This window comes from Flavobacterium granuli, from assembly GCF_031456055.1.
GTDB classification, from domain to species: Bacteria; Bacteroidota; Bacteroidia; order Flavobacteriales; family Flavobacteriaceae; genus Flavobacterium; species Flavobacterium granuli_A.
This window is the reverse complement of sequence record NZ_JAVDTX010000007.1, coordinates 225843-236969: the sequence shown is the minus strand read 5'-3', so window position 1 is coordinate 236969 and position 11127 is coordinate 225843. Positions and strand designations below refer to the sequence as shown.

The 11127-nt window shown below is 33.2% G+C and carries 13 protein-coding genes and 2 tRNA genes; 8 read left to right on the top strand and 7 right to left on the bottom strand.

Features of this window, described 5'->3' with window-relative positions:
• Positions 1-611: 611 nt before the first annotated feature.
• From J2W95_RS15660 to J2W95_RS15630, 7 genes are all read left to right on the top strand, one after another.
• Positions 612-1034: a DUF2721 domain-containing protein gene (locus J2W95_RS15660; RefSeq protein ID WP_310008664.1), complete on the top strand. Its 423-nt coding sequence runs from the start codon at positions 612-614 to the stop codon at positions 1032-1034.
• A 59-nt stretch (positions 1035-1093) separates the two neighbouring features.
• Positions 1094-1996: an EamA family transporter gene (locus J2W95_RS15655; protein WP_310008663.1), complete on the top strand. Its 903-nt coding sequence runs from the start codon at positions 1094-1096 to the stop codon at positions 1994-1996.
• Positions 1997-2150: 154 nt separating this feature from the next.
• Positions 2151-2858: an aquaporin Z gene (gene aqpZ, locus J2W95_RS15650; protein ID WP_310008662.1), complete on the top strand. Its 708-nt coding sequence runs from the start codon at positions 2151-2153 to the stop codon at positions 2856-2858.
• Between the two features lie 74 nt (positions 2859-2932).
• A complete protein-coding gene (locus J2W95_RS15645; protein WP_310008661.1) occupies positions 2933-3535 on the top strand; it encodes an alpha-ketoglutarate-dependent dioxygenase AlkB family protein in 603 nt (200 codons plus the stop codon).
• Between the two features lie 169 nt (positions 3536-3704).
• On the top strand, positions 3705-3983 hold the full coding sequence (locus tag J2W95_RS15640) for a DUF2805 domain-containing protein (protein WP_310008660.1): 279 nt from the start codon (positions 3705-3707) through the stop codon (positions 3981-3983).
• 240 nt (positions 3984-4223) lie between these two features.
• Positions 4224-6086 (top strand): M61 family metallopeptidase, encoded by a 1863-nt coding sequence (locus J2W95_RS15635; protein WP_310008659.1) that lies wholly within the window; start codon positions 4224-4226, stop codon positions 6084-6086.
• A 192-nt stretch (positions 6087-6278) separates the two neighbouring features.
• Positions 6279-6995, top strand: a complete 717-nt coding sequence (locus tag J2W95_RS15630; protein ID WP_310008658.1) for a DUF4369 domain-containing protein — start codon at positions 6279-6281, stop codon at positions 6993-6995.
• A gap of 328 nt (positions 6996-7323) precedes the next feature.
• On the opposite strand, the gene J2W95_RS15625 is transcribed toward J2W95_RS15630, so the two are convergent.
• From J2W95_RS15625 to idi, 7 genes are all read right to left on the bottom strand, one after another.
• Positions 7324-7397 (bottom strand) — tRNA-Thr (locus J2W95_RS15625).
• 73 nt (positions 7398-7470) lie between these two features.
• Positions 7471-7544 (bottom strand) — tRNA-Thr (locus tag J2W95_RS15620).
• 75 nt (positions 7545-7619) lie between these two features.
• Positions 7620-7889: a hypothetical protein gene (locus tag J2W95_RS15615; protein WP_111410923.1), complete on the bottom strand. Its 270-nt coding sequence runs from the start codon at positions 7887-7889 to the stop codon at positions 7620-7622.
• 56 nt (positions 7890-7945) lie between these two features.
• On the bottom strand, positions 7946-8914 hold the full coding sequence (locus J2W95_RS15610; protein ID WP_310008657.1) for a type I phosphomannose isomerase catalytic subunit: 969 nt from the start codon (positions 8912-8914) through the stop codon (positions 7946-7948).
• A gap of 58 nt (positions 8915-8972) precedes the next feature.
• Positions 8973-9431, bottom strand: coding sequence for a peroxiredoxin (locus J2W95_RS15605; protein WP_310008656.1), 459 nt, complete (start codon positions 9429-9431; stop codon positions 8973-8975).
• The gene (locus tag J2W95_RS15600; protein WP_310008654.1) at positions 9432-9842 is read right to left on the bottom strand and encodes a 6-pyruvoyl trahydropterin synthase family protein; all 411 of its coding nucleotides are present in this window, start codon (positions 9840-9842) and stop codon (positions 9432-9434) included. It lies immediately after the preceding gene.
• 46 nt (positions 9843-9888) lie between these two features.
• On the bottom strand, positions 9889-10416 hold the full coding sequence (gene idi, locus J2W95_RS15595; RefSeq protein ID WP_310008652.1) for an isopentenyl-diphosphate Delta-isomerase: 528 nt from the start codon (positions 10414-10416) through the stop codon (positions 9889-9891).
• Positions 10417-10620: 204 nt separating this feature from the next.
• Between idi and J2W95_RS15590 the strand changes: the two genes are divergently transcribed.
• A complete protein-coding gene (locus J2W95_RS15590; RefSeq protein ID WP_310008650.1) occupies positions 10621-11076 on the top strand; it encodes a GNAT family N-acetyltransferase in 456 nt (151 codons plus the stop codon).
• The last annotated feature ends 51 nt before the right edge of the window (positions 11077-11127 follow it).

Sequence of the window (11127 nt, the reverse complement as noted above, 5' to 3'; positions counted from 1 at the left end):
AATTTTCAGTTTCAATTCGTTTGCTTGTCAGTATGTGAAAGAACTTGTGCGTTGTTGCGGGTGCAAAAGTAGCACGTTTATTCGTTTAAACAATGACTTTTTACATTTATTTTACTTTAATTTTACATTTATTTTTTAACGTATTGATATATTGAAATTTACACATCCCCTTTTTTATCGATTTCAAAATTTCAATAGGCCCTTTCTGATAATTTAATCAATCTTGCCCTATTTTGGATTTGTTTTGGGGCTGTTGATGCTTTAAAAAATGTGATAAGAATGAATTTCTGTGGATCTTTCCTTTTTCAAACCATGTCTCCTATATATAAGGAGCGGATTTCCTTTAGTAATTTCTACTCCTATATATAACGTATGAATCTTTGACTTTCTTTCTGATGAAAAACCTCATGCCCTAGCCCCGATAGTAGCGGAAATCCTTGTGGTCCGGGGTTCGGACCACAAGATTGCAGCGGATAGCGGGAAATAGCTCCTGAGTATTGGGATTTTGACTACTTTATACATTACCCTTTCATTTGACCTTCTACAAACTATACTTGTGGTTTTTATTACTCCTCAAAAAAAACGAACTTTGCAACCTAAAAATTACATTAATGACACTTCATATAGAAACTCCTGCTTTACTGTTTTCGGCTACTTCATTAATATTGCTGGCTTACACTAATCGGTTTTTGACACTCGCGACCATTATACGCGGCCTGAAGAAAGCCTATAAAGAAAAGGAGAATCGAATGATTTTACTGGAAATAAAAAACCTCAACCTGCGATTGACACTAATTCGCTTTATGCAGATGGCAGGTGTGTTGAGTTTATTTCTGTCTGTTTTTACAATGCTGGTATTATTCTTAGATTATCAATTGACTGGAATTTACTTATTTGGTTTCAGTTTGCTCGCTCTGTTAATCTCTTTGGCACTTTGCTTTTGGGAGATTAACATTTCGGTTGAAGCTCTGCGTTTGCATTTGAGTGATCTGACCCATAAAGAGCTTGAAAAAGAACAACAACCGACTATTTAAACAAAATAGATTTCTCTTTATCACCAAAGAAATCGCTAAAAAATAACACACTCACAAACATGTTTAAAAACAATACACTCAAAGGAGTTTTTTTGGTAGGATTTGGCGCGACTACTTACGGAATGCTAGCAACATTTGTAAAAATGGCTTATGACGAAGGCTACACTACCGCCGAAGTAACTATCTCACAATTTATATTAGGAATTACCGGAATTCTCATTATTAATTGGTTTCAAAAAGCGAAAAGCGAAAATGAAGTTATCAAAGCCACAAAGAAAAACATATTTCAGTTGATGATTGCGGGCACCTCTATGGGTTTGACTAGCGTCTTTTATTATATGGCCGTCAAATACATTCCTGTTTCTATTGCCATTGTATTGTTGATGCAAACGGTATGGATTGGTTTATTACTAGAAATGATTTTGGAAAAAAAAATACCTTCAATACAAAAAATCGTAGCAGCTCTTGTGGTTTTAATAGGAACTCTTTTGGCTACCAACATCTTTGAAAACGAAATTCAATTAGATTGGCGAGGGCTTGTAATGGGAATATTAGCCGCCTGTTCATTTACAACCACTATGTTTACTGCTAATCGAGTTGCTTTAGGAATTTCTTCTGCACAACGCAGTTTGTATATGCTTTTGGGAGGAGCCATAATTGTTTTTGTCTTTGCAATCACTACACAAAATACAGCATTCAATTTTACAATATTCCTTAAATGGGGAATCATACTATCTCTTTTTGGCACAATCATTCCGCCAATGCTCATGAATGCTGGATTTCCGCTTACTGGAATTGGATTAGGAAGTATTGTTTCAGCACTTGAACTTCCTGTATCTGTTTTAATGGCTTACTTCCTTCTTCATGAAGAAGTCGTTTTATTACAATGGATAGGCATACTCCTTATAATATTGGCCATTATAATAATGAATGTTAATTTCAAAAAAGAGCAATCACTCTGATTATCAACATTAAAAAAATATAGTTATAGCTATTATTTGTTAATTTTTTTATAAATTCGTAATCCATACAATTCTTATTAAATTACAAAGATTTTGTATTGAGAAACTATTTTAAACATTTTTACCAATTAGCTATTAACTAAATTTTTTTATCATGAAAAAACTTTTTGCAGAATTTTTCGGAACTTATTGGTTGGTTTTTGGAGGTTGTGGTAGCGCATTATTTGCGGCAGGCATACCTGATTTAGGAATTGGATTTGTGGGAGTTTCACTGGCCTTCGGCTTAACTGTTTTGACCATGGCTTATGCTGTTGGACATATTTCAGGAGGGCATTTTAATCCAGCTGTCTCTTTTGGATTATGGGCTGGCGGAAGATTTTCAACCAAAGAATTACTCCCTTATATTATAGCCCAATCTGTAGGTGCAGTTGCTGCTGCAGGAACACTGTATACAATTGCCTCTGGAAAAGCAGGATTTGCAATAGACAACACAAAGGCTGGCGCTTTTGCATCTAATGGATATGGTGCCTTTTCTCCAGATGGATATTCTTTACAAGCTGCTTTCATTGCCGAATTTGTACTGACATTGTTTTTCCTTTTAATTATACTTGGCGCCACAGATAAATTTGCCAACGGAAGATTTGCCGGAATTGCTATTGGACTCGGACTTACTCTTATCCACTTAATTAGTATTCCAATTACAAATACCTCTGTAAATCCTGCAAGATCATTGTCTCAAGCTATTTTCGTAGGCGGTGAACCATTATCCCAACTTTGGTTGTTTTGGGTTGCTCCTATTTTAGGTGCTATTGTGGCTGGTTTTATTTATAAAAATTTACTGCAAGATCATTCCGAGGTTTAGATTTTATGACCCAAAATAAATTATAAAGAGAAAAACGAAATACTAGATTTTGTTTTTCTCTTTATTTTTGTAATATGAATTCACTCTTTCAATCCGAACCTATAACTTTTAATTTACCTGATGCTGAAATCATCTACTTCCCTGCTTTTCTTTCAGAAGAGGAGGCTGATTCTCTATTTCAGGAACTACTTGAAAACATTCCTTGGCAACAGGATGAAATTACGGTTTATGGCAAAAAACATTTACAGCCACGATTAACTGCATTATATGGAAATGAAGGAAAGCCTTACTCCTACTCTAACATAACGATGCATCCTCATCACTGGACATTGACTCTACAAAAAATTAAATCGCTTGTAGAAAGTGCTTCCTATACAAATTTTACAACCGTTTTATTGAATTATTACAGAGATGGGAGCGATAGCAATGGATGGCACGCAGATAACGAAAAAGAATTAGGTATAAATCCAGTAATCGCATCATTAAGTTTAGGAGCAGAACGCAACTTTCAATTGAAACACAACTTTGATACTACTCAAAAAAAGAATCTTATTTTACAAAACGGGAGTTTGTTATTGATGAAAGGCACTACACAGCATTTTTGGAAACATCAAGTTCCGAAAACTACAAAAATTATTAGTTCTCGAATAAACCTTACTTTTAGAGTCATTCAGTAAAACATTCACAATATTCTTTATTAGAAATATCCCTAAAATAAAAGAATTAAAAATTTGAATATTTTTTTAAATTAAAATAAAAAGTAATAATAATTTTTATTAATATTGGTATAAGATTTAAAATCAGATTTATTAATCATTAACACCAAATAGAATTAATTTTCACGTGATGAAAAAGAGTAACCGCAAAGAATTAAACTGGGAACAAACAGAAAGACTTGTTACATTGGCCCAAGAGGAGAGAAATCCATTTGAGATTATCAAGAAAGAATTCGGCTTAGACGAAAAAGAGGTTCTTGAAATTATGAAAAAGAAAATGCCAACCGAAAAATATGAAATGTGGAAAAAGAAAGCTATTGCAAGTAAACCAAAGCCGAAACCTCTTAAAATCGATGATTTTGACGAAGATTTAGATGGAAAATATTACATAAAAAACAAACTAGACTAACCAAACCTTTCAAACTCCTGAAATTCAGGAGTTTTTTTTATTCCATTTTTAAAAACATTGATTAACAGTTGAACACTGTAAATACAGCACACATTGGCATTTGAAACAATAAACAGTTCTTTCCGAGGAATAACAACTACATTTTTTTAGTTATTTTTTTACAAAAACCTCTTAAATTGAAACATTTTTGTAACATTTTTAGATTTTAAAATACTAATGCACAAAACAAACACTTACAAAATGAAAAAAATAATCTTTGCATTTGCTTTTTCTTCTCTTATTTGGACAAGCAAAGCTAGCACTACAAATCCTGTAGATTCAAGAAAAGAAGAAATTGAAGTCAACATCAATCTTATTGATGTAAAAGACGACCAAGTTATGGTTACGGTAAAAGCGCCAAAAATCAAAACTGACGAAATTACCTATAGCCTACCAAAAATAGTTCCTGGAACCTATTCAGTAGATGATTACGGAAAATATGTTGCCGATTTCAAAGCGTATGATAGCAAAGGAAACTTATTGACAGTTACCAAAACTGATGATAACACTTGGTCAATCAAAAAAGCAAAATCATTAGCAAAAATTACATACCTAGTAAACGACACCTTCGACACTGAAAAAGGAAGAGGTTTCGGGAAAGATGATGTATTCTCTCCAACTGGTACGAACATAGATGTGAATAAAAACTTCATGCTAAACTTGCATGGTTTTGTTGGATACTTTCAAGAAAAAAAAGAGACTCCTTATAAAGTTACCATTACTCATCCTGAAACACTTTGGGGAGCAACTTCAATGATTGACAAAGATGCCTCCAAAACTGTGGACATTTTTGAAATGCCACTTTATTCAGAATTAATAGAAAACCCAATCATGTATTCCAAACCTGACTACACTTCTTATACTGTAGATGGTATGGATATTCAAATTGCTGTATACTCACCATCAGGAAAATTCACGGCAGAGAGTATTACTCCCGAAATGAAAACAATGATGACTGCTCAAAAAACTTTTTTAGGAAAAATCAATTCCACAAAAAAATACACTGTAATTCTTTATCTATCTACAATGTCCCCTACCGATGCAAAGGGCTTTGGAGCACTGGAACATCCTACTGCAACTACTGTAGTTATGCCAGAAATGATGCCGAAAGACGAATTGGTAAAACAAATGAAAGATGTAGTTTCACATGAATTTTTTCATATCGTAACTCCATTAACAATCCACTCAAAAGAAATTCAGTATTTTGATTATAACGCCCCAAAAATGTCACAACATTTATGGATGTACGAAGGAGTAACTGAATATTTTGCCAATCTTTTCCAAATCAATCAAGGATTAATTGATGAAAACGAATTCTATTCTCGTATATCCGAAAAAATAGAAGGTGCAAACGCTTTGAATGACACAATGCCATTTACAACTATGAGTACTAATGTACTAACTGAGCCTTATAAAGATCAATACTTAAATGTATATCAAAAAGGAGCATTAATTGGTATGTGTCTAGACATCCAAATTAGAGAAAGCAGTAATGGAAAAAGAGGAATATTAGATTTAATGCATCAGTTATCAAATGAGTATGGGGTTTCAAAACCATTTAATGATGACGAATTATTTGCAAAAATAACTTCATTAACTTATCCAGAAGTTGGTGAATTTTTAACCAAATACGTTTCTGGACCTACTCCAATCCCATATTATGACTATTTAGCAAAAGTAGGCGTAACTAAAGTTACCAAAAAAACACCCGAAGGAATATTTCTTCAAGGCCAAATTCCATATGTTGGCGTAAACAAAGAAAATGGTGAAATTTTTGTCGCTAAAGAGAAAGAGCTGCACGTTTTCTATACGTCATTAGGGCTTAAGGGAGGAGATATTATCCTTTCTATCAACGACAAACCATATTCTCTTCAAAATATCTATGACATGATTAGCGATAGTCAAAAATGGAAAGAGAATGATCCAATTTCTATCAAAATTAAACGTGATGGAAAAGAAGAAATAGTAAAAGGAAACGTAAAATTACCTTATGTAGATTCAGATGGACCTGAAGCTACAGATCCATCTAAAGCTGCTTTAAGAACAGCCTGGCTGAAAGGATAATCTTAACAACCTTACACAAAATCCCAATCTAAAACTAGATTGGGATTTTTTTTGAAATTCACTCTAATTAAAACGATTCATTCCAACAATTTTCTTTATTTTGCGCCAAAAATAAACAAAACTGAAATCGCCATAATTCAACAATGAAGGATAGCGTTTTTATGTTCCCAAAAAAAACAAATTTATTTACACATGAAAAATTCAATTATTGCTTTTGTTACCCTATTCCTTTTGGTTGCTTGTAACAAAAATGAATCCAAAACAAACCTACATATCACAGGAAACATCAAAGGATTAAAAGAAGGAACTTTGTACATTCAAAGATATGCTGACTCTTCACTTGTAGCCATCGACAGTATCAAGATTGATGGAAATTCTGCTTTTGAAAGTAACATTGATTTAAAATCTCCTGAAATGTTGTATCTATATCTTGACAGAGGTGTGACTAACTCACTTGACAACAACATTACATTTTTTGCAGAGCCTGGAACTATCAATATCGATACTAATCTAGATTCATTTATTACAAGTGCAAAAATCACGGGGTCAAAAAACCACGAATTATATGAGGAATACAAAAAAATAAATTCTCGCTTCACTGACGAAAATTTAACCTTGATTGAGCAAAAATTCAAAGCTATAAAAAGCAACAATGCAAAAGCAATAGATAGCATAAACACTTTGCAAGACAACAATATTAAACGCAAATATCTTTACGCAACCAATTTTGCAGTAAACAATAAAGACCATGAAGTTTCGCCATACATCGCTTTAGCTGAAATTTATGACATCAATATCAAATATTTGGATACCATTCAAAAATCAATGACTCCAAAAGTAGCCAACTCACTTTACGGTAAAAAATTGACTAAATATGTTAATACCATAAAAGAAACTGAATCTAAATAATTCAAATTATTTTATAAATCAAAAACCGCCTATCACTAGGCGGTTTTTTTATATCCCTAATTCAAAAGGCCATTTATCTCATCAGTTCTCCAAAGTTCATTTAGGCGAAACCCCATTATGAAAAGGGGCCCACTCCACATATCGCGTACTCGCCCCCTTCCCAAAATGCGGTCGAGCTATCCACGCTACTTTGGTAGCTAGTTTCTATCCCTTTCGCGAACCAATAGAAATCAAAAACTCTTCTGATTCTTAAAAACCTTTTATACAAATTACAAACAGTCCTAAAACAAAAAAACCACCTAACAAAAGTTAGATGGTTTTACTAAAGAGCCGGCGGAGGGACTCGAACCCACGACCTGCTGATTACAAATCAGCTGCTCTAGCCAACTGAGCTACGCTGGCGGACTCAATATATTTTGTAATGTGCCAACTTAAATAAAAAACCATCTAAATGAATAGATGGTTTTTTTTAAAGAGCCGGCGGAGGGACTCGAACCCACGACCTGCTGATTACAAATCAGCTGCTCTAGCCAACTGAGCTACGCTGGCGACTCATTACGGGTGCAAATATAAGTCTGAATTTCGTTTTTCCAAAATAAATTCAAACTTTTTTTGCCCTTTTTTTTACTGCAAATCGTTGATTTTACCAATCAATTGATTAGCAGTTTGTTCCAATTCTACATTTATTTGTTTGAAATGTGCTTTTTTGTTTTCAACATTTTTAGCATTCACTTTAGTGATCAAAACATCAAAAGCAGCGATAGCTTCGTCAATCAATGCATTCGTTTCTTCAGTAGGTTTTCCTGTTGTAGAAATTTCAAACAAGTAAACTGCTTCAATAATATCTCCTAAAACGTAGTTGATGTCTTTCTTTAAATTCTTAACGTTTGCCATTTTATTTTTTATTTAATTTGCGTTTGCAAAAGTACACATAATCTTTCTATTCCCAACTATGAAATGTAAATTTCTAAAATAGAAGCTTTTCCCTTTAGATTATAACTCTTCATCGCAGCAGGAATAAGCACTGTATCGCCTTTTATATATTGATAAGCTACACCATTGTACTCTAATTCAAAAGAGCCTTCAATGCACATATACACTACAAAGGACAATCCAGAATTCTCAACCGCTTTTTCATTTTCTAGTGGTATAAAATTTGTTGTAAAATAAGGACAGTCAACTACAGTGTTCGATTTATTCACCTCCTTAGTATACTCTTTATAAGTATCCACTTTATTGTAATTTATAGCATCCAAAGCCAAATCAACATGAAGTTCTCTAGTATTACCTTGAGCATCTTTTCGGTCAAAATCGTACAAACGATAAGTGATATCCGAGGTTTGCTGTATTTCGGCTATGACCAATCCTGCTCCAATAGCATGAACCGTACCCGTTTCCAAGAAAAAAACATCTCCTGGTTTTGCTTTTACGGTATCCAATATATCAATCAGTGTATTGCTATTAAGATGCTCCACATATTCTTTTGAACTAGAATCATTTTTGAAACCAACAATAATTCTGGCATCGGCATCAGCTTGAGTAACATACCACATTTCGGTTTTACCAAAAGAGTTGTGGCGTTTTTTGGCCAATTCATCATTAGGATGTACTTGAATCGATAAATCTTCACGAGCATCTAAATATTTAAAAAGTAACGGAAATTGATTTCCAAATCTTTTATAAACTGCTGTTCCTAAAATTTCATTTGGAAACTCATTGATTAATTCCGTCAATGCTTTTCCTTTATAATCACCATTTGCAACAACACTTACATCACCTTCAACTGTGGACAACTCCCAACTTTCTCCAGTAATACTAGATGTGATTGGCTTATTCAAAATTGTTTTTAATTTTTCACCGCCCCAAATTCTTTCTTTGAGAATTGCATTAAACTGTAATGGATAAATTTTTGAATTCATGCTTTATATTTTTTAGAAATTTTTATCTTTTAATCAAACCACAATATTATTTTCTTATTTATTGTTTTAATTCTCTAACCGCTTCAAGCGCTTTTGGAATATGACGTTTTGCCATCATACTATCAAATATCATAATTATTGTTCCGGTTTTGTCGGCAACATAAGTAACTCTACCGGGCAATATTCCGAACAAACCTGAAGGCACCCCAAAAAGCTTTCTTATTTTTTTATCCGAATCTGATAAAAGTATAAAAGGCAGCTTATACTGTTGGGCAAATTTTTGATGCGATGCGACACCATCACTACTAATTCCGATTACTTCCGCACCCAAATCTTTAAAATCCTCGTATTCATCTCTAAAACTACATGCTTGAACCGTACATCCAGGCGTATTGTCTTTTGGATAAAAATAAATAACCAATGTTTTTTGTCCAATCAATTCCTGACTGTCAAAATCATTTCCATTGGTGTCTTTTGCTTTAAAATTTGGAATTTTATCTCCTACTTTCAATTCCATTTATTCTCCTTTATAGGTTACAAAATTTCGAGGTGTCTCATAAAGAACCACTTCCAAATCCAAATTCAATTTTACTTTTTTTCGAATTTTATTCCAAATCACCACTACAATATTTTCTGCTGTGGGATTTAAATCTTGAAATTCAGGTACATCCAGATTCAAGTTTTTATGATCAAATTGATCCTCAACCTCCTCCTTAATAATATCGGTTAGAAATTTCACATCCATAACATAGCCTGTTTCTTTCTCTATCTCACCCGTAACACTTACGATTAATTCATAATTATGTCCGTGAAAATTAGGATTGTTACATTTTCCAAAGACTGCATCATTTTGTTCAAAAGTCCAATCTTTTCTATATAAACGATGAGCTGCGTTAAAATGGGCTTTTCTCGATATGGTTACTCTCATAGGGGGAATTTTAGATTTAGGAGTTTAATTTTAGAAATTTGTAATCTTATATTGTATGTTCTTCTAAAAAATGATAAAATTCATCAAAAATAATTTTGAACCAAACGGTGTAAATATCTGGGTTTAAAACCATATCACTTTGTATATCCTCAATTTTCATCCATTTCCAATCTTCAACTTCTTCAGTATTAATCATAGGTTCGTCATTATAATACCCAATCATTACATGGTCAAGTTCATGTTCAGTCAAACCGTTATCGAAAGGAGCTTTGTAAATAAAGTTAAAAAGCTCTTTTAAGTCTGTCTTAAACCCCATTTCTTCATACAATCTACGACTACCGGCTTCAATATTTGTTTCACCATCTCGTTGATGACTGCAACAGGTATTTGTCCATAATAACGGGGAATGATATTTTTGGTGCGCTCGTTGTTGGAGCATGATTTCTTTTTTATCATTTAAAACAAAAACAGAAAAAGCACGATGCAAAATGGCTTTTTCATGTGCTTCCAATTTGGCCATTAAACCAATTTGTTCATCCAATTCGTTTACTAATATTACTTGTTCTTCTTCCATATTATGTATTAATGAAACAAAAGTACAAAAAAGTTACGCTTTCCAAAGGCTTTAACTCCGTTAGTTATTTCAGATTGCACCAATAAAAACTGCATCAAATGAAATATACAACGACAGCATACCAAGAAATATTGGAATACGGACCATAGAAATTCTACATTTCCTTTTCGTATATTTGATACTATAAAACTCACCAGCAAGACAATGATTTATATCCGAAAAGCAACCTTAGATGATCTAGCTATACTTCTAGAATTTGAACAAGGAATTATCGTCGCCGAACGCCCATTTGACCCAACGTTGAAAGATGGTAAAATAAGTTATTACAACATAGAAAAAATGATTTCGGCCTCCGATGTAGAAGTTGTTGTTGCTGTTTTGGATGAACAAATAATTGGCTCAGGATATGCGAGAATAGAGAACGCAAAACCCTATTTGAACCACAAATTATATGCTTATTTGGGTTTTATGTTTACACATCCAAACCACAGAGGAAAAGGAGTAAACACTCAAATCATTGAAGCATTGAGCAAGTGGGTTCAATCGCAAGATATATTTGAAATGCGACTGGATGTTTATAATGATAATCCGTCGGCGATAAGAGCATACGAAAAGGTAGGATTCAAAAAACATTTAATCAATATGCGTATTGGTATATAGAAAAACATCTTATCTATTTCTCCTTCAAAACAAAAAAGACATTTTTAACGT

What these genes read in the sequence shown, in the direction of transcription:
- J2W95_RS15655 (WP_310008663.1), top strand. Translation starts at nt 1,094, where the DNA reads ATGTTTAAAAACAATACACTCAAAGGAGTTTTTTTGGTAGGATTTGGC.
- J2W95_RS15610 (WP_310008657.1), bottom strand. Translation starts at nt 8,914, where the DNA reads ATGAATTCAAAAATTTATCCATTACAGTTTAATGCAATTCTCAAAGAA.
- J2W95_RS15630 (WP_310008658.1), top strand. Translation starts at nt 6,279, where the DNA reads ATGAAAAATTCAATTATTGCTTTTGTTACCCTATTCCTTTTGGTTGCT.
- aqpZ (WP_310008662.1), top strand. Translation starts at nt 2,151, where the DNA reads ATGAAAAAACTTTTTGCAGAATTTTTCGGAACTTATTGGTTGGTTTTT.
- J2W95_RS15635 (WP_310008659.1), top strand. Translation starts at nt 4,224, where the DNA reads ATGAAAAAAATAATCTTTGCATTTGCTTTTTCTTCTCTTATTTGGACA.
- J2W95_RS15605 (WP_310008656.1), bottom strand. Translation starts at nt 9,431, where the DNA reads ATGGAATTGAAAGTAGGAGATAAAATTCCAAATTTTAAAGCAAAAGAC.
- J2W95_RS15645 (WP_310008661.1), top strand. Translation starts at nt 2,933, where the DNA reads ATGAATTCACTCTTTCAATCCGAACCTATAACTTTTAATTTACCTGAT.
- J2W95_RS15590 (WP_310008650.1), top strand. Translation starts at nt 10,621, where the DNA reads ATGATTTATATCCGAAAAGCAACCTTAGATGATCTAGCTATACTTCTA.
- J2W95_RS15660 (WP_310008664.1), top strand. Translation starts at nt 612, where the DNA reads ATGACACTTCATATAGAAACTCCTGCTTTACTGTTTTCGGCTACTTCA.
- J2W95_RS15615 (WP_111410923.1), bottom strand. Translation starts at nt 7,889, where the DNA reads ATGGCAAACGTTAAGAATTTAAAGAAAGACATCAACTACGTTTTAGGA.
- idi (WP_310008652.1), bottom strand. Translation starts at nt 10,416, where the DNA reads ATGGAAGAAGAACAAGTAATATTAGTAAACGAATTGGATGAACAAATT.
- J2W95_RS15600 (WP_310008654.1), bottom strand. Translation starts at nt 9,842, where the DNA reads ATGAGAGTAACCATATCGAGAAAAGCCCATTTTAACGCAGCTCATCGT.
- J2W95_RS15640 (WP_310008660.1), top strand. Translation starts at nt 3,705, where the DNA reads ATGAAAAAGAGTAACCGCAAAGAATTAAACTGGGAACAAACAGAAAGA.